Origin of the sequence: Paenibacillus sp. FSL H8-0175 (assembly GCF_045040615.1) — a bacterium.
GTDB lineage: Bacteria > Bacillota > Bacilli > Paenibacillales > Paenibacillaceae > Paenibacillus_AQ > Paenibacillus_AQ odorifer.
Genome location: NZ_CP150299.1, coordinates 2182723 through 2200310, shown reverse-complemented (window position 1 = coordinate 2200310; position 17588 = coordinate 2182723). Strand labels below are relative to the sequence as shown.

General features: G+C 47.0%; 17 protein-coding genes. 11 read left to right on the top strand and 6 right to left on the bottom strand.

Annotated elements, in window-relative coordinates; translation table 11 throughout:
* The first annotated feature begins 44 nt into the window (after positions 1-44).
* Positions 45-359 carry a YtpI family protein gene (locus tag MHH46_RS09370; protein ID WP_076124899.1) on the top strand — a complete coding sequence of 105 codons (315 nt, stop codon included), beginning with the start codon at positions 45-47 and terminating at the stop codon, positions 357-359.
* A 134-nt stretch (positions 360-493) separates the two neighbouring features.
* On the opposite strand, the gene MHH46_RS09365 is transcribed toward MHH46_RS09370, so the two are convergent.
* Positions 494-1828 carry a DRTGG domain-containing protein gene (locus tag MHH46_RS09365; protein WP_076124897.1) on the bottom strand — a complete coding sequence of 445 codons (1335 nt, stop codon included), beginning with the start codon at positions 1826-1828 and terminating at the stop codon, positions 494-496.
* 300 nt (positions 1829-2128) lie between these two features.
* On the opposite strand from MHH46_RS09365, the gene MHH46_RS09360 reads away from it, so the two are divergent.
* The 3 genes from MHH46_RS09360 (at position 2129) to MHH46_RS09350 (ending at position 3216) form a co-directional block, all read left to right on the top strand.
* Positions 2129-2650 (top strand): hypothetical protein, encoded by a 522-nt coding sequence (locus MHH46_RS09360; protein WP_076191149.1) that lies wholly within the window; start codon positions 2129-2131, stop codon positions 2648-2650.
* Between the two features lie 30 nt (positions 2651-2680).
* Positions 2681-2959: a hypothetical protein gene (locus MHH46_RS09355; RefSeq protein WP_076191146.1), complete on the top strand. Its 279-nt coding sequence runs from the start codon at positions 2681-2683 to the stop codon at positions 2957-2959.
* 122 nt (positions 2960-3081) lie between these two features.
* Complete coding sequence (locus MHH46_RS09350; protein WP_256717184.1) at positions 3082-3216, top strand: hypothetical protein; 135 nt, start codon at positions 3082-3084, stop codon at positions 3214-3216.
* 806 nt (positions 3217-4022) lie between these two features.
* On the opposite strand, the gene MHH46_RS09345 is transcribed toward MHH46_RS09350, so the two are convergent.
* On the bottom strand, positions 4023-4304 hold the full coding sequence (locus MHH46_RS09345) for a hypothetical protein (protein ID WP_076184273.1): 282 nt from the start codon (positions 4302-4304) through the stop codon (positions 4023-4025).
* A 195-nt stretch (positions 4305-4499) separates the two neighbouring features.
* Between MHH46_RS09345 and MHH46_RS09340 the strand changes: the two genes are divergently transcribed.
* On the top strand, positions 4500-5075 hold the full coding sequence (locus tag MHH46_RS09340) for a hypothetical protein (protein ID WP_076184272.1): 576 nt from the start codon (positions 4500-4502) through the stop codon (positions 5073-5075).
* Positions 5076-5199: 124 nt separating this feature from the next.
* On the opposite strand, the gene MHH46_RS09335 is transcribed toward MHH46_RS09340, so the two are convergent.
* Complete coding sequence (locus tag MHH46_RS09335) at positions 5200-5538, bottom strand: YlbF family regulator (RefSeq protein ID WP_036683973.1); 339 nt, start codon at positions 5536-5538, stop codon at positions 5200-5202.
* Between the two features lie 372 nt (positions 5539-5910).
* On the opposite strand from MHH46_RS09335, the gene MHH46_RS09330 reads away from it, so the two are divergent.
* From MHH46_RS09330 to MHH46_RS09305, 6 genes are read left to right on the top strand one after another with little or no spacing between them, the layout of a single operon-like run.
* A complete protein-coding gene (locus MHH46_RS09330; protein ID WP_076124889.1) occupies positions 5911-7278 on the top strand; it encodes a YheC/YheD family protein in 1368 nt (455 codons plus the stop codon).
* Between the two features lie 10 nt (positions 7279-7288).
* Positions 7289-8455: a YheC/YheD family protein gene (locus tag MHH46_RS09325; RefSeq protein ID WP_076191142.1), complete on the top strand. Its 1167-nt coding sequence runs from the start codon at positions 7289-7291 to the stop codon at positions 8453-8455.
* A complete protein-coding gene (locus tag MHH46_RS09320; RefSeq protein ID WP_036683976.1) occupies positions 8456-9829 on the top strand; it encodes a YheC/YheD family protein in 1374 nt (457 codons plus the stop codon).
* Complete coding sequence (locus tag MHH46_RS09315) at positions 9826-10938, top strand: YheC/YheD family protein (protein WP_036683979.1); 1113 nt, start codon at positions 9826-9828, stop codon at positions 10936-10938. Before MHH46_RS09320 ends, MHH46_RS09315 begins: the two co-directional genes overlap by 4 nt.
* A 26-nt stretch (positions 10939-10964) precedes the next feature.
* Positions 10965-11483, top strand: a complete 519-nt coding sequence (locus tag MHH46_RS09310) for a GNAT family N-acetyltransferase (protein ID WP_076124882.1) — start codon at positions 10965-10967, stop codon at positions 11481-11483.
* The gene (locus tag MHH46_RS09305) at positions 11465-12595 is read left to right on the top strand and encodes a YheC/YheD family protein (RefSeq protein WP_076184268.1); all 1131 of its coding nucleotides are present in this window, start codon (positions 11465-11467) and stop codon (positions 12593-12595) included. The genes MHH46_RS09310 and MHH46_RS09305 overlap by 19 nt, the downstream gene beginning before the upstream one ends.
* A gap of 77 nt (positions 12596-12672) precedes the next feature.
* Here the strand turns inward: MHH46_RS09305 and MHH46_RS09300 are convergent, their stop codons facing one another.
* The 3 genes from MHH46_RS09300 to MHH46_RS09290 form a co-directional block, all read right to left on the bottom strand.
* Positions 12673-14058, bottom strand: coding sequence for an ABC transporter substrate-binding protein (locus MHH46_RS09300; RefSeq protein ID WP_076191140.1), 1386 nt, complete (start codon positions 14056-14058; stop codon positions 12673-12675).
* A gap of 93 nt (positions 14059-14151) precedes the next feature.
* Positions 14152-15768 carry a response regulator gene (locus MHH46_RS09295; protein WP_256717188.1) on the bottom strand — a complete coding sequence of 539 codons (1617 nt, stop codon included), beginning with the start codon at positions 15766-15768 and terminating at the stop codon, positions 14152-14154.
* Positions 15769-15775: 7 nt separating this feature from the next.
* A complete protein-coding gene (locus MHH46_RS09290) occupies positions 15776-17545 on the bottom strand; it encodes a sensor histidine kinase (RefSeq protein ID WP_076191136.1) in 1770 nt (589 codons plus the stop codon).
* Positions 17546-17588: the final 43 nt, after the last annotated feature.

Sequence of the window (17588 nt, the reverse complement as noted above, 5' to 3'; positions counted from 1 at the left end):
TACTTCTTGGCTACTGCAAGACACGATAAAGGAGCTGGCTGTCCATGGTTTTATTTATCAAGTATTTATTGTTTATCCTGCTGGTGATCTTTGTAATCGGTGCCGCTGTGTTCAGCATATCCTCCCGCCGTGCCTTAAATCCCCAAGATAAAGGGCTGAAACGCTCCGTCATGAATGTGATGCTCGGTGCTATGCTCGTAACGCTGTCCTTGATATCCATGTTTTTGTTTCGCGGCTCTACCGTTAATATCATTGTTGAAGCTGCCTTTCTGCTGATTGGTGCGTTCAACATCTTCTCGGGGCTACGCAGCTATAGTTTTTACAGCCGTAGTCGCAGCCGCAGCCAGGAACAACACTAGTCGAAAGCTTAGCTGCTGTTCTGACGGAATAGAAAGAATAAAATAGACTCCCCTCTCTTTCAATGATGAGGGCAGTCTATTTAGCATGTATACGATCCTATTTACCGTATGCTATCCAGCTAGCAAACCATTTTTTAGCCATGATCAATGGATTGCAGCATCAGAACAGCTTTGGCTACCAGAGTATCCGAGTGGCTGATCTCAATTTCAAGCTTACAGGTACGGCGGCTGATTTCGAGCAGTCTCGGCATTACAATGATCGCATGCTCGATCTGTACCGGTCGGATAAAATAAGTGGACATATTATCTAGTACATAATCATTTCCTGTGATGTCCTTAGCTGCTTTAAATGCCGAGAGCGTCATAAGCGTAGACAATATCCCTTCAGAAATCGTCCCAAGATCCGTGGCCATCTGCGGCGTAATAAAGCCATGGAAGAACAATCGTCCCTCTTCGTCCCGCTCATCCGCAAAACCATTCCAAATGAGATGATCAAAAGTCTCTCCCAGCTGAGGTTGATTCCGGACATCGCGTAAGCTTTGCAGCACTTCTTTACGGGTTAGGGAGCCTACCAGTTTACGGTTACGGTCCACTATGGGCAGAAAATCCACGCCTTCCCACATCATGATCTGGGCCGCGGAGGCTAGTGAGGTTTGCAGTGCAGCCGTAACCGGACTGCGGATCATCGCTTTTTCAATGATCTGGCCTTCCGTCAATTCCTCTACATCGCGGCGACCGATAATGCCGATGACTCGGTTCCATTCATCCGTAACGGGAAAGCGCTGCTCTCCAGTTTCCTCAGAAACCTGTCGTAGCTCGCCGACGGTACTAGAGATTTTTAACGTATTCAGGCGCGGTTTGCTGTCGATAATATCCTCTACCAGCATAATTTTTTTCTTAATCAATCTATCAAAAATAGCACGGTTAATCATTGAAGCGACGGTAAACGTGTCATGTCTCGAAGAAATAATGGGAAGATCCAGCTCGTCTGCCAAGGCCTTCACTTCACGGCTCGTCCCAAAGCCCCCTGTCACCAGAACCCCCGCACCCTGCTCCAGCGCTAGAGAGTGAACATCATCACGGTTACCTACAATCAACAGACTGTCAGCGTCTATATAACGGATCATCGCATCGACCTTCATCGCCCCGATCACGTATTTATGCAGATGTTTATTTAGTCCACTTGCTCCGCCGAGCACATGCCCTTCAACAATATCAACTACATCGCCAAACGTCAGCTGTTCTGAAATGTTCCGAGGTTTCTTTTCTACACGAACTGTACCAATCCGTTCCTTCGTGATGACTATCCCGAGATTCTCAGCTTCCTTCACTGCACGGTAAGCAGTCCCTTCGCTGACTAACATTTCTTTGGCGAGCTTGCGAACAGATATTTTGGTGCCTACCTTAAGACCTTCAATATGCTGCAGCAGTTGCTCGTGTTTAGTAATCGCATCGCCTTGACCTTCCAACTGTTACACCCCCATGCTCCGATCTGTACTATACTGTACCTATTATACACGGATAGAATGGCTCAGTACAACCGATTCATAAGCTTCGAATTCGAATTTCACTCTCCTTACACAATCTACGATTAAGGTAGGTATTGCCACATAGTGAGTTTGAAAACCACCTTAAAATCGAATTTTTTGAAACTGAATATCTCTGATGCGTTTTAAGCTGACCTTAAACATTCGCTGCCTTTATTTAGCAACCTTTTCCTCTTTTTTATAGTCTGAGAATTAAAGAATGTGTAAAGGAGCATTGAAGATATGAACAAGACCGCTTTATTACTACTTACTATTACTTTGCTTTTTATAGGACTGGTCGGCTGTGGAAATACGGGAAACGAAGTAAAACAAGCAGGCCAGATTGAGTTGGATGCAAATAATATAGTGTCTATTAACTTAATTGAAAAAAAACAGCCCATGGCCACTATTTCGGATCCATCCTCGTTTGAACGTTTTGTTCAAGCCATAACTACTGCTGAATATGATAGAGGACAACTAGATATTGCTTCCAGCGATTACAGCACCACTGTGAACATGAAGGATGGCATAAGTTATGAGTTCTCTTTTTGGATCGGCGGAAGTAACAGTGGGTTACTCATTAAATCCGGACAAATGGGCCACTATCGTCTGTCAGATACCAGCAAAAAAGATCTATTGGACTTGTTTCAATCAACTTTTAAAGATAAGATTTCATCAGAAGACACTGCTAACCCACAGCCCCCAAGCGTTCAAGTTACTGTTGGCGGTGAGCGGTTCGAGGCTATTCAAGGCTCTTATTGCTGAAACGACAATGGCAAAGGCGTATGTGTGGATATGGCTTCTTACGATGAATTGGTTTCCAAACAAAAGGTACATCCTAAAGCCATCAGCGGTGATCGGGTAGAACTCGAGTTCTCATATGCACCCAAAGAGATAGAGGTTATGGCTTCATTTCCCCGTGAGGAACGACCGGACGAAGCCCTTTCCGTGGACAAAAATAGTTTTCAACTCGCAGCAGGTAGAGGCAGACATCTGTATATCATCCATGCAAGATGGCCTCAGGGAAGCGCCAGTTATGTATTTGAAGTAGAAGGCTCGGTCAGTAAAAAGTAGTCGGATTGTTTTTGCAACAAGTGGGTGGGATGATGGTCGGATGGGAGGATGGTAGGATCATATCCATCCTTTCTACGATCAGGAAAAAAGTTTATACTATCGACGTGAAAGGAGCTGAGCTTATGCAATTTCTTGTTATACTCGCGGTTCTCGTTCCTGCAGTGTGGTATTACGCGGCTCTCGGTAAACGGATATCTGCAGAAGAAAAGAAGGCTGGAAGAGATCTCACGAATGAGATCAATCCTTTTACGGGTTGAAAATAACATTTAGCCCCCTGCTAGCAATGCAGGGGCATATTAAAGCCCACTGGCTTAGGCTAGTGGGCTTTTTCGTATGAGTGTGTCTTTTGGCGCGGCATTCTACGGTATTTTTGCCTCTCTTCGCACCATTGCCGCGCTTTCCGCAACATTCTGAGGCACTTATGCCTCTCTTTTCGCTACTTCTGCGCTTTTCGCGGCATTCTGAGGCATTTTTGCCTCTCTTCGCGCCACTCCTACGCTTTCCGCAGCATTCTAAGGCATTTTTGCCTCTCTTTTGGCTAGTTGTGCGTTTTGCGCGGCATTCTACGGTATTTATACCTTTCTTTTGGCTACTTGCGCGTTTTGTGCGACATTCTACGGTATTTATACCTTTCTTTTGGCTACTTTGGTGTTTTGTGCGGCATTCTACGGTATTTATACCTTTCTTTTGGCTACTTGCGCGTTTTGCGCGGCTTTCTACGGTATTTATACCTCTCTTTTGGCTACTTTGGTGTTTTGCGCGGCATTCTACGGTATTTATACCTTTCTTTTGGCTACTTTGGTGTTTTGCGCGGCATTCTAAGGTATTTATACCTTTCTTTTGGCTACTTTGGTGTTTTCCGCAGCATTCTAAGGCACTTATGCCTCTCTTCGCACCATTGCCGCGCTTTCCGCAGCATTCTGAGGCATTTTTGCCTCTCTTTGCACTACTTCTGCGCTTTCCGCAACATTCTAAGTCATTTTTGCCTCTCTTTGCACGACTGCCGCGCTTATTCGAGAGACCTGAAGCTAATCTAGCTTTTTAGTATCCGATGTCAACTCTATTATCTTTGCGAAACTCTAGTTTCTTCATTCCACTTTGTCTGCCATTGCTCCAGCTTTGCTTTTCGCACAGCTTCCAAACGTTTGGACTTTTCTTCATCAACCCCGATAATAAAATGCAAATGTGCCGCAATGACCATAAACGCAAAAAGTGACCAGACGACTCCAAAACCAAACACCCAGCTCGGTCCATTCGCAAGCGAAAGCTTCGGCAGTGCATACAAAAGCATGGCCAACGCCAGCAACAAATAGATACCATGTTTGAACTTGTTTCTTTTTCTCATTAATAACAGCTCCTTCGTAGACAGGATATTCGATTGAATCTATATCTCTACTCTATGAACATGAGGCCCGTAATATGAGACAAGTCCATTAAAAAATATATACCTTTTCAAAATTATGTATAAAAGGTTAGCATTTATATAGCAAGAGACGCTTATATATGAGATGATGATTTCATTTAGGGAGGCGTTTTTGAATTGAATGCAGCTTATAATCATACCGAATACATAATTCGCAAAAAAGTATTTTCGATCATGGGTGCGAAACTTCATATTTTTGATAGCTCTGAGCAGCTTGTGCTCTATTCGCAAATGAAAGCGTTCAAGCTTAAAGAAGACATTGCACTTTATACGGATGAGTCCATGCAGAAGGAGCTGCTGCGCATAAAAGCCCGCAACGTGGTCGATTTTAGTGCTACTTATGATGTACACGATACAGAGTCCGGTGAGCATATTGGTTCTTTTCGACGTAAGGGTCTCAAATCTATTTTGAAGGATGAATGGATTATTCTTGACCGTCATGATCAGGAAATCGGAAAAATCAAGGAAGACAGCACCGCGATGGCTCTACTGCGCCGCTTCATCGCTATTATTCCGCAGAAATATAATATCGAGATGGATGATACTACGATCCCTGCATTCAAGCAAAATTTCAATCCATTTGTCACCAAAATTATGGCTGACTTCTCGGAGGATCGAAAAGGCAAGCTTGATCGCCGCTTAGGTTTGGCAGCTGGTATTCTTCTCTGCGCAGTCGAAGGTAAACAAGATTAGGTTGAGGTTGAGATTGGGTCGAGCTTGAACTTAGGCTAGCCATATAGCCACATCCATAAGAAAGAGGGTGTTTCCAGAGCCACCGGCTTCGGGAACACCCTCTTTTGATTTTCATTGCTAAAATTTATTCGCCGTACAATTGAGACAAACTCTCGGTGATAATTTTATTTACATCCTCGATTACAACGCTCAGACGGCGTTCCGCATCGAACAGACGACGAATGCCAAGATTCAAGTTAAGCACCTCGAACAGCTTCTCCATCTTTTCCATTTCTTCTTGTGGAGGCATTTCTCCGCTCATCATCCGTTGTTGCAGCTCCATCTGACCTTGGCGGAAATTGTCCAGCATCGCTTTCGCTTCAGGATCTGTTTCTACGACCTTCATGGCATTTCTGATATCCGATACCTCGCTGCTCTCTTTAATGGCTTTCGCCAATTCATGTGCTTTGTCGTGAATGCTCATTATGATTCCTCCTAAAAGTTTTGTTAGCGTACACTCCTCAGATCGTCTTCGTACAAAACTCACTTCGAAAGCATACGCTTAGGTTTTGTTAGCTGCTGCTTCCTGAATCTACTCTGCTCTAAAAACTCACTCCGAAAACATACGCTTAAGTTTTGTTAGCAGCTGCTTCCTGAATCCACGTCGCTTCAGTTTCCAATATTCGCTCATTCCATACTTGTTTCGCTTCTTGGGCCGAGCTTATGAAATGACTGGGCAAGGTTTTTAGCGGTTAGGTCAATCACCAAGGGTCATCTGTCTCCATATGATGAATGATATGTAACCCTTAGCTACCAAATTGCCGGCATCATGCTGCCTACCGGAAGGAGATCCACGATGTCCCAATTCAAGATCCCGGTCCATACGGTCAACTCGGGCATCCTGCAGGAAAACGCTATAATGCTTGGCGAAAAATCCATGAAAAGACTCAAAATCCCGTCTCACGGAACACTCCAGCTGGCATTCGGCTCTTTCCGGCAGGAGGTTACCATTATCTCGGCTCCCAAATCCGACATCCTGCGTGTAAGCGAAGGACTGGCGCAGCGGACCGGATGGAAACACCGACAAACCCTCAACGTTTCTTACAGCTCTGTAAGCCGCACCTTGCGGCTTGGACCGTTGATCGGCGTGCTCGTCAGTCGTGACCATCCAGATAATCTCGACAGGTTGTTTGGACCCATTACCATGTTCTGCCGGGAATTGACAAATGCCTGCCACACACAAGGCGCCTATGTATATTTCTTTACCCCGGAAGCGCTGGAAACACGCAGTTCTTCCATTCAGGGCTGGGTATACAACGAGGGTTGGAGAAAAATGAGTCTGCCCATTGCCGATGTAATCAACAATCGGTTAACGACGCGAAAGGTGGAGAATAAACCTAGCGTACAGCATTTTTTGGCGGATGTAAAATCACGATATGGAACGCATTTCTTCAACGAAAAATTTCTTGACAAGACAGAGGTATTTGAAGCTTTAGCGCAAGACCCTTCCCTGCAGCGGTATTTACCTGAGTCGCATGCGTTGAACGGCTTTGCCGTAATGAAGAAGATGTGCAGCCATTACCCAAGTGTATTTTTGAAACCTGTACGAGGCAGTCTCGGCAAAGGCATACTTCGTATCTCTAAAGAAGAAGGCGGAGGTTACCGTCTGTTGTCTACTACCTCCATAGGTACACGCAAGCAAAGCTACACCACTCTCGCTAAATTGTACCAGTCCATCGCTCCCAAAATGAAGACTACTCGATACCAGATTCAGCAGGGATTGCCTTTGATGGAGCTAGGAAGGCGGCCTGTAGATTTCCGGGCACTTGTTCAGAAGAATGGCAGCGGCAAATGGGGGGTTACCTCCATTGTCGCCCGCACCGCCGGAAGCAATCACTTCGTGTCTAATTTAGCTAGAGGTGGCAGTCTCAGCACAGTAAAAGAAGCGGTTAGCAAGAGCAGTCTTCCTCCGGGCGCAAAAGAAAACGTTCAGCTTCAGCTGCCCAGAGCAGCACTTGCCATTGCAAGAGGGGTCGAAACCTTTATCCCCGCTCATTTCGGAGAGCTCGGAATCGATCTGGCACTGGATCAATCAGGACGAATATGGCTCTTAGAGGTTAACTCCAAGCCCTCCAAGAACGATAATACACCGTTAAATGATCAAAAAATAAGACCGTCCGTCAAGCAAATGATTTTATATTGCCGCTACTTGGCCGGTTTATAAGGAGGACACGATGACTGAAACAGAAGTGGGGTTCCTCGGCATTATGACAGGCCGCCGCAACGGGAATCCACCGATCGCCGAGCCAGAGTTTTGCAGTCATTTATGCCGGGCAGCTCCTCTATACAGCCTAAAAGTCCTCGTATTTCATCCAGACGGAGTAGCGGCAGACGGGTCCTCCATTACCGGCTATACCTGGAAAGATGGAAGCTGGCAGAATACCACTTCTTCACCGCCAGATATTGTCTATAATCGCTGCTTTTACGAAGGTCCTAAAGAAAGAAAAGAAGCTTCCGCTGCTCTCTCTACTCTTCATCGTTCCTTGCCTTGGTCTCGAGGTTTGCCAGATAAATGGGGTGTACATGAGATATTGAAGCGCGACCGGAGAGCAGCGGCAATACTGCCGGAAACTGTACTCTATACCGGTACCCGCAGGTTAAGTACAATGCTTGCTGAAAGAGAATATGGAGTCTTTCTAAAGCCCAAGGCCGGCACCCATGGCAAACGTACATTACATGCCATACTGCAAAACAGAGGTATGAGAGTTCGAGGGCGTGACGGTACAAATACACCCTTTCAATATGTTTTCGACTCACAGGCTGAAGGACTGAACTGGATTCATGAATTTATCGGCTCACGCCGCTATATTATACAGCCTTTCCTGCACCTAACGAATAGTAAGGGGCAACCGTTCGATGTGCGTGTATTGATGCAAAAGAATGGCCTTGGCCGCTGGACTCTTACCGGCATGGCCGTACGGCTGGGTAACCAAGGTTCGCTGACTTCGAACCTGCATGGCGGCGGAACAGCTGTTTCTCCCCTGCCTTTTTTGCTTGCTGAATATGGTCAGGGTGGAAAAGACATCATGCATGAGCTTGCTGCAGAAGCTGCATACTTACCTCCCCTACTGGAGGCTGCATGCGGCAGGCTTGGAGAACTCGGCCTTGATTTCGGTATTGATTCGAGCGGTCGGATTCATTTACTAGAAGCAAATTCCAAGCCAGGGCGCACGGTATTCCGGCTGACGGGCGACCGCCGGGCTGCTAAGCTCGCCGCCGAGAATCCACTGTCTTATGCGCGCCATCTACTGCTCACACAACGACGGATACCATCCCTATCTACGGACAGCTCCGTTACAAACGGGAGAATGATAACAATGGTTCCTAAGGAGGATTCATAAATGAGTCTCACTTTTTGCAATGTGCATTTCACTAAGCAGCCCCAAAGAGTTGTATATGTATCAGGTGCACTGATGAAAAGCTTGAAGTTAACCGGGAAAAAAAATATACGCTTAAGGCTCGGTAAAGATGCCACCCCGACCATGATCAAGCCCATCAAGCGCGCCGGAAATCACCTATATCTCGCCTCAGGCGTAAAAAGCGCTATCAAGGTTCCGAAATCAGGCGGTGTCTATTTACGCAATCTACAGAATGACGAGGTGCAGCTAGGACCTTTAGTTGGCATATTGTCCGATGGTCCTGCTTCTTCGTCTCAGCCCTTCGGTTCTCGCACAGGGTTCATCAAGCAATTGCTGCGGGAAGGCAGCAACAAATGTTATATATTTGCCTTTATGCCGCGTGACATCAACTGGCAACAGGAACAGGTCTATGGATATTTTTTGACCTCAAGCGGTAAGTTTGAACGAAAAATGGTCCCTCTGCCTGATGTTGTCTATAATCGATTGCCCAGTCGGAGAGCTGAGACCTCACCCTATATCAACCAACTTCGCGAACGATTTATGCGGAAAAGAATTCCATACTTTAACTGGAGCTTTTTCAATAAATCCGATATCTATAAGCTTTTAGAAAATGATGGGGCGGCAAATCGTTATGTACCTGAAACCCACAGCAATCCGTCCACGGAAAAAATGAGAGAAATGCTGGATCACCATCATTTTGTATACTATAAACCTTCTGCGGGAAGTCTGGGTCACGGCATTTATCGGCTTACCTATCTCCCGAAAAAGGGGTATTTTGCCCGCTACCGCCGCGGTGGAAAAAACGTTCTTTTACGCTTTACCACCTTTGAAGCCCTTATGCGTATGCTTCGTTCGCGTCACGGTCAAAATCTGCAAAATTATATAGTTCAGCAGGGAATACGTCTCATCGAAATAGATGGCTGCCCGATTGATTTCCGGTTCCATATGCATAAAAACGGCAGTAATCAGTGGATTGTAGTCGGCATAGGCGCTAAAAAAGCCGGCCGTGGCAGTGTCACCACTCACCTTAAAAATGGAGGAGCATTGCTTACACCTCAGCAAGCACTCGGACGTGTATTCGGCGCAAGAGCTGACGAAGTACTGCAGCGTGCAAAGACTACAGCCATCAAGCTGGCAGAATCACTAGAAGTCCAGCATCGTCATTTGCTCGGTGAAATTGGCTTTGATCTCGGAATTGATCAGGATGAAGACATCTGGATGTTCGAGGCCAACGCCAAACCAGGTCGTTCCATCTTCCGTCACCCTTCCCTGCGCGCTGAGGGCAAAGCTTCCATCGAGCACATTCTGGAGCATTGTCTATACCTCAGCAAATTCCGCAGGAGGGATGAGATGTGAGCACCCATAATCCGGAAGATACAAAACCTGTTATTGCCATACTGACAACCAGCGATAAAGTACGGCAATTTAATGGCAACCGCAGCAACTTCCGGGACATTATTCGCACAGGCAAAGAAATGGGATTTCTTGTCTACGTCGTCACTGTCCGTGACCTCAAGCTTGAGGAACGGATGGTGAACGGATATGTCCCATCGTCCAGCGGTAAAATCTGGTACAGCATTCCTGTACCTCTTCCACAAATCATTTATAACCGAATTCCCACCCGTGAGGATGAGGAAAAACCTGCTGTGGTACGTAAAATAGCTCAATGCCTGGAACATCCAGGCATTAAGCTATATAATCCATATTTTTTCAATAAATGGAGTCTCTTCGAATGGTTGAGGGGTTCGCACTCCACCTCAAAGCATGTTCCAAAAACGAGACGATTACGCAGTGCAAACACCCTTACTGCCATGCTGAACCAGCATACCAGCCTCTACCTTAAACCAGAGAATGGCAAAGCAGGAAAAGGAATTATGCGCCTAAAATATCGTGCAGATACCGCTTTGCCTTACCGGCTCCAAATTCAAAGCGGCAAAAAAAATGTGACGTACAAAGCAGCTTCCATGGACCGGCTCTGGGCAAGAATCGGAAAAGAAAAAGGAATCTCTCGTTATATTGTGCAGCAGGCTATTGAACTGGCGACTCATCGGGGAAGACCGTTTGATCTGCGGGTGCTGCTGCAAAAAAACAGCAGAGGCGGCTGGGGAGTCACCGGAATAGGTGCACGCCTCGCCGGTGCCCGAAGTATAACGACACATGTACCACGCGGCGGTAGTATTGAAGAGCCTGCCAGCATGCTGGAAAGTACATTTGGAACCGAAAGAGCAGCCATGATCCTGAAGAGTGTGCCTACAACCGCCCTTCTTATCGCTAGACAAATTGAAAGAGCTTCTGATTCTATGCTCGGAGAGATGTCGATGGATCTGGGTGTAGATGAGAACGGGGGACTCTGGTTCTTTGAGGCCAACTCCCGGCCGATGAAATTTGATGAACCCGCGATCCGCAAGCTGTCCCTAGAGCGAATCTTTCACTACGGCCAGCATTTAGCGCGCCAGTTTAAATAGAAATCATTAAAAGGATGTGACACAGCATGCAGATATCCTCCATCTATGACACAAATGCCAAACAGTGGAAATCACGGCTGGCTGGACTGCTTGAGTTTATAAGAGCGCATGGGGAGAAGCGAATCACAAACCAAGCTTGCAAAGTACTGGCCCGATTAACACCGGATCAGTTGTCAGAGCCGGGTATCTCGCTGCTTGTCGCCACCGTACGCGGTCAGAATGGGCGCCAGCTCGCAGGAGTCAGCTTCGTATCCGGATTCGGTGCAGAAGCCTGTCTTGTCGCTGTGCACCCCTTCTACCGGAATAGACATACCGGCACTGCCTTAATGGCTGCCCAGCTGAAACGCCTCGGGCATCTGCAATGCAGTGTTGCCTGCGACAATACTGCTAGCCTAAAGATGTGCTTCAATATCGGCCTTGCTGCCGACACACTTACCACTGGTCCTACCGGCAAGCCAACATTACTGCTCCGGTCACCCCATCATACCGGCAGCACTACTATTTCTCCACAAGAAGGTGAACTCCTGTGCCAGAGCCCGTCTTAGGCATTCTTACTTTATATATTAACGAAGCTAAGCAGCTTGAAGAAAAGGCCGTGTACCGGAGAATGATCGTCGAGGGCAAACGAATTGGCTTGGATGTCTTTGTGTTTACCCCCATGGATGTTCATCCCAGCAAAGAGCAGATCCATGCCCTTGTCTTTGATCCCAAGAGCGGAAAATGGTCACGCAAATGGCGTTCTTTTCCGAATATGATTTATGACCGTTGCCGTATTCAGCGCAGCTCACGCTTTCAGCAACTGCTTCGTTTCCGAGAACGCTACAATCATCTGTTATTTCTGAATCGTCCACTGCGCAACAAATGGACCATTCACCAAACATTTTCACAAAAAAGCCGTTTCCGGCAGCATATGCCAGAAACTTTACTCTATCAGTCCTCTGCCGACCTGCGCCGGATGCTGAAAACCAATTCAGTAGTCTATATCAAGCCGGCAAACGGCACAGGCGGACGTGGCATCCTCAGAATTGAGAGAATGAAGGATGGGCGTGGGGTATATGATATTCAAGGCCGTCGCCAGGATCGCCGAATCATTCCCACCCGTAAAGTCTCTTCTACTCGGCTGGATTCCATCGTACGGCAATGGTGTATCGGCGGACGTTTCCTTATCCAACAGGGGATCCCATTACGTCTGCCGGGCGGACGTTTCCATGATTACCGGATGCTCGTTCAAAAGAACGGGCAAGGTGTCTGGGAACTGACAGGTATGGCAGCACGGGTCGGTGCAGCGCGGAGTGTAACCTCCAATCTTCATGGCGGTGGTCATGCCGTTCGAGCGGAAACGCTGCTGAAGGAATGGCTGGGCAGTCAGGATAAAACCGATAAGGTCATGAAGACTGCCGAGAGGTTGGGCCTTGATGCCGCAGCCTTCTTGGAAGAAAGTTACGGAGCCTTATGTGAGCTTGCATTGGACCTCGCCATTGATCGCGAAGGTAAAATTTACGTGCTGGAGGTTAATCCCAAGCCCGCCCGTGAAGTGTTCGCAAGATCAGGTGACGGAACCACATACCGCAAAGCCCTGATTCGCCCTCTAGAATACGCGCTGTGGCTCTACAATAACAAAGGAACCCCGAGCACAGCTAAAACGACTGAGGAATAAAAATTATCATAGTAGTCATCAAAAAAAGACGCCACTAGCTCGTATTAATACGGAGCCTAAGAGGCGTCTTTTTCGATTTATTTGGCCAATGATCCCTGCAGGGAACCTGCATTGAAGTCCGGCTGTGCTTCGATATCGGTGTCACCTGCGGCTTTGGCTTTTTCAAGTGCCGCATTATAGCGAGTATTCAAGTCCTGAAGCTCTTTATCTAAATCTCCACCACCAAAAATGTATCTATTGAAGACATCAACCTTCTTTAGTCCTTCCAGACGTCCCTCACTGATAACCATCGGAGTCGCTGGATAAATCCCGTCTAACTTCGTAGGCAGAAAATCTTCAATTCCTGCAATGTCTGGTGCCTTGGCAACAGTAGCAACCGATGGGATAACCGAAACCCCATACCCTGCTTCCTGGTAAGCAATCTGCACATCATCACTGTACATCCATTCAATAAACTTCCAAGCTTCTTCCTTATGCTTCGAATCCTTGCTCATAGCCAAATAACTTCCTGCAATAACTTGGCTGACACCCTTCTGCTCCCCGTCAATGGTTGGAGGAATCGCAGCTGCCCAGCGAATTTCAGTTGGGAATTGGGTTTTGTAGACCGTCGGCTCAACGGAATGGTTGAAATACATACCGATCTTGCCTTGAGCAAATTGCGCACGCAGCGGGTCGATATCAAGCGATTCCGATCCTGGCATCATGCTTCCATCCACCTTAATCTGCCGCAGCGCCTCAGCAACCTCTTTATAGACGCTAAAATCAAATTGCCCCGTCTGGAAGTCGAAGCCCTCTGTGCCCTTAGTCTTGCTAAGTGTTGTTATTGGATAAGCGATACGCTCAAATCCGCTGGTACTTTTGAAATTACCCGCGAAGCCGTAAGCGCCTATGTCTTTTCCTGCTGCCGTAATTTTCTTGGCATCCTCGACCATCTCTGCGAGTGTGGTAGGCGGCTCTGTAATGCCAGCCTTCTCGAACAAATCTACGTTATAGATGAGGCGCCAGAACTGACCGATATTGGGAAGGCTATATATTTTGCCGTCAACGGTATTTTTCTCGTTGATAAGTACGTTCTCGAACCGGCTCTTCATCTCTGGTGAAATGTAGCTATCAAAAGATTCCAGATACCCTCTTTTGACCCATGTTGGCACGTTATAAGTATCCACCCGGAGAATATCAGGCGCCTGCATGCTGGAGAAGGCAATATCCACCGACTGGGTATAGTTCTCTGCCATAACCTTCATTTCAATCTCGATATTGGGATTAAGACCTTCATACTCACTGATCTTTTGCTCAATAAAATCAGAATCATGACGATCAATGGTCCAGTAGACCAATTTTGTTTTTTCGGAGTTTGTATTGCTGCTGCTTACCTCCGTATTAGATTCGGATGATGAACAGGCGGCCAACGAGCCAGCCAGCATCAGCGAAACCCCAGCTAATATCCATTTATTTCTTTTCATCTAAAATGCCTCCCTTTTCTTTTGAAATCGCATTCATTTCTTAAGAAAATTATAATTCCACTGCCCTTTTATCAGTGAAGGAGAAAACAACTGTCAATGGGAGACGAAATCACTGTTTCCCTCCACTTTAGGCAAGCTATATTTTGCACGAAAGTCAGTCGGCGTCATTCCGGTGTATTTTTTGAACTGCTCTGTAAAATAGGGTCGATCCTCATAGCCCAAAGAGATGGCAATATCCTGAACCTGTATGCCTTCCAACACTAGCTCCTTGGCTTTGTCCATTCGTCTTCCGATAATATATTGGGCGAGTGTCATCCCCGTCTCCTTTTTAAAAAGATTGGAGAAGTAGCTAGGACTAAGATGCACCTCCCGTGCACAGTCGGCGACGGATAGATTTCGATGCAGATTTCCATTGATATGAGTGATGGCCCGATCCACAAGCATACGCGCGTCACTGCATTGGCGTTGTTGCAAATACGTACAGCCCAAACGGCAAAATTCCCGAATCTGGCGGCTAAGATCTTCAAAAGAGACTGCACTGCTCATGTCTGCAAGCTTATTTTCCAGAGTTTTAACTTCCGAATCCGTTGCTTTTTCCGAGAAAATCCGATGGATAGAATGAGCCAGTTCAAGACATAACGTCTTAACGATGGACGGATTAGGCGTTGCCGGTGCAGTAATCCAATCATGCCAAATATGATCCAGCTGCTCCTCTGCTTTGGGTAAATTCGCCGAACGCAGACAATAAAGCAATTCTTTCTCCTTGTCATATGAGTATCTGGGTAGCGCGGCATTCACGACTGCATCTTCAACATAGGTGTACACGCTGTTCCCACCGTTCAGAAAGGTGTTCGCAAGTGCAGACAGCGCCTGCGCATAGGAAGCAGAAAGCTGCCCTACCTCCTCCACCTCTCCACCCAGTCCAATGGATACCGTCTGGTACGTATACCGATGTACATTTTCCCGGCATTTCTCTGCAAGTTGCTCCATATTCGGCTCCTCCCGAGGGTTCATCACAATAACGAACTGATTCACATTTTCCCGGAACACAATACCCCGAGTGTATTCGGATATTGTATTTTCCAAAATATTCTGTACGGCAAAGCGGATTAATTCCACCTCGGAAACCGTAAGTTCTGATGTACGTTCCACAAAAAAATCCACTTCCGCTACCATCACGCAAAAGTTATGGTTATTCATCTCGATATTGTAAAAATCCCACTGCTGGCTCAAGTGCTGCTGCCTAGTTCCGTAACGGATGAGCAGACGCATATATTCCTGACGCAAATAAGGTAAGCTCTCGCGCAGCTTTTGTTCCATGCCCATCATCTGCTCAGCTTGACTGCGTTCCCGCTCCAACACTTCTTTGGCCTTCAACACGGATTCAAGCACTTGAACCTTGGTATACGGTTTTACAATCAGATCAAAGGCACCCAGCTTAACTGCTTCCTGGGCATAGGTGAAATCAGAATAACCCGTCAAAAAAATCAGTTTGATGCCTGGCTGCTCGGCTTGGATGCTCCGCATCATCTCTAAACCATCCTTAAAAGGCATTCGGATATCCGTCAATACGATGTCAGGACGATGCTTGCGGATCTGCTCCAGACCTTCTTCCCCGTCTGCCGCGGTGGCCGCGATCACAATCCCATGTTCCTCCCAAGGAATCCGCTGCGACAATCCGCGGACCACTGCAGGAATATCATCAACAATACATATTTTAATTGAATGGGCGCTCAGGATTTATTCCCCCTTCCACAGGAATGGATAGAACAGCTTCGGTTTCAACACGCGGACTGCTTCGAAAGACCAATCCGGCTTCTTTGCCGTAGTACAGCTGCAGTCGGCTACATATATTAGACAGAGCATAACCTCCACTGCCGTTCGGCTCCTTCAGCCAGGCATTGAGTTTCTCCGCATTCATGCCGGTTCCGTTATCGGTAACCCGGATGAGCAGTGTGTTTTTGGCTACTTCTACAGAGATCCGGATCACTCCCCCTCCCCTTAATTCCTTAAGGCCGTGCAGGATTGAGTTCTCCACCAAGGGCTGAATAATAATTTTCAATACAGGAAGCTCCAGCAGTTCCACTCCGGCATCAATTGTATAGTCAAACAACCCTTCATAACATTGCTGCTGAAGGTTTAGATACTGGCGGACATGTTCCAGTTCCTTGCCTAAGGTCGTAATTTCCTGCCCGTTGTTCAGTCCCAGCTGAAACAGTGCAGACAGCGAAATGACCATCTGTTTCACATCTTCATATTCATCCATCTCACATTTCCAGAAAATCGTGTTTAATGTGTTATATAAAAAATGAGGCTCGATCTGCGCCTGAAGCGCCTTGATCTCCGCTTTTCTCTTTTCTTTTTCTGTATCCTTGACTTCAGCAATCAACTCACCAATCCGGTCCAACATCTGGTTAAATTTGCGTCCCGCCTCCCCAATCTCATCCTGGAAAGGACTCTGGAAGCGTGCACTGAGATCCTCTTGCTCAACACGAGACATCGTCCGTTGCAGTTTCAGCAGCGGTCCCAGTAGCAAAGCGGACAGATACCTTGCAAGGAAAAGCGCGATGACGATACATGCCGCCATGATCATCAACACCAGCCATTGAATACTCCGAACAGGTTGCAGCAGTTCCTTTTTGGACAAGTAGCTGACCAACACCCAGTCTTTTGCGTACCCTGAACTGGCATAGCTGAGCAGCATTGGCCCATCCCCAGCAGAATATTCAAAATTACCCCGGTCTGCTTCCCTCAGTTTGTCCAAAAACACAGAGTCCCGAGACCATTCCGGACGTCTCCCGTCTCCGAAGACGCTTGTTCCCTCTTTATTGATCAGTAAAAAACGCGCGGAGCCAAGACTCCCGCCTCCACTTACAGTATCTTCAAGAATGTCCTCTTTTACATTAACGATCAAAAATAGATCAGGGACATAATTGTCTGTAAGCGGCTGCAAGACTAGGGAAATAACATGGTGTTTCCCGGCAAATAGCTCGTCCCGATGACTCTCCACCCAATTGGATTCAGGTTTCTCCTTAATCCGTTGGTACAGCGAAGATTCTAGAAATGGGGTCAAGGTTCTGCGCTGATTGCTGGTAGAGTAGAAATCCCCGTCCGGCGTACTGATCAAGATAGATTCAATGGAGTTTTCCGTCAACTCTACCTGCGTGAAGGGCGCTTGCAGCATAGAAAAATTGGCAAAAAAACGTTCCATATTATGAGCTTTAATATCCCGGATGGTCTGCTGATAAGCTTCGCTCAACATCATCGTGGAGGAAGCCACAATGATTTGCTTTAACTTCTGGTCCAGGACATTGATTGACTGAGTCAGCACATTTTGATTTAACTCGACAGAGTTACGCTCCATCGCCCGAGAAGCGATGGAGTAAGCCAATAAACCGGTGACAGAAATACAGAATACCGTCAGTGCGGTAAAAGATAGCCATATTCTTTTCTTCAAAGAGGTACGATAAACCCAGGCCTTCAGCATGTATTCACATCCTTCTTGAATAGCTGTCCGAAGCCCGCCCCGA

Coding starts and splice junctions, on each gene's coding strand:
- MHH46_RS09370 (WP_076124899.1), top strand. CDS start 45: ATGGTTTTATTTATCAAGTATTTATTGTTTATCCTGCTGGTGATCTTT.
- MHH46_RS09360 (WP_076191149.1), top strand. CDS start 2,129: ATGAACAAGACCGCTTTATTACTACTTACTATTACTTTGCTTTTTATA.
- MHH46_RS09355 (WP_076191146.1), top strand. CDS start 2,681: ATGGCTTCTTACGATGAATTGGTTTCCAAACAAAAGGTACATCCTAAA.
- MHH46_RS09350 (WP_256717184.1), top strand. CDS start 3,082: ATGCAATTTCTTGTTATACTCGCGGTTCTCGTTCCTGCAGTGTGGTAT.
- MHH46_RS09345 (WP_076184273.1), bottom strand. CDS start 4,304: ATGAGAAAAAGAAACAAGTTCAAACATGGTATCTATTTGTTGCTGGCG.
- MHH46_RS09335 (WP_036683973.1), bottom strand. CDS start 5,538: ATGAGCATTCACGACAAAGCACATGAATTGGCGAAAGCCATTAAAGAG.
- MHH46_RS09330 (WP_076124889.1), top strand. CDS start 5,911: ATGTCCCAATTCAAGATCCCGGTCCATACGGTCAACTCGGGCATCCTG.
- MHH46_RS09325 (WP_076191142.1), top strand. CDS start 7,289: ATGACTGAAACAGAAGTGGGGTTCCTCGGCATTATGACAGGCCGCCGC.
- MHH46_RS09320 (WP_036683976.1), top strand. CDS start 8,456: ATGAGTCTCACTTTTTGCAATGTGCATTTCACTAAGCAGCCCCAAAGA.
- MHH46_RS09310 (WP_076124882.1), top strand. CDS start 10,965: ATGCAGATATCCTCCATCTATGACACAAATGCCAAACAGTGGAAATCA.
- MHH46_RS09300 (WP_076191140.1), bottom strand. CDS start 14,058: ATGAAAAGAAATAAATGGATATTAGCTGGGGTTTCGCTGATGCTGGCT.
- MHH46_RS09290 (WP_076191136.1), bottom strand. CDS start 17,545: ATGCTGAAGGCCTGGGTTTATCGTACCTCTTTGAAGAAAAGAATATGG.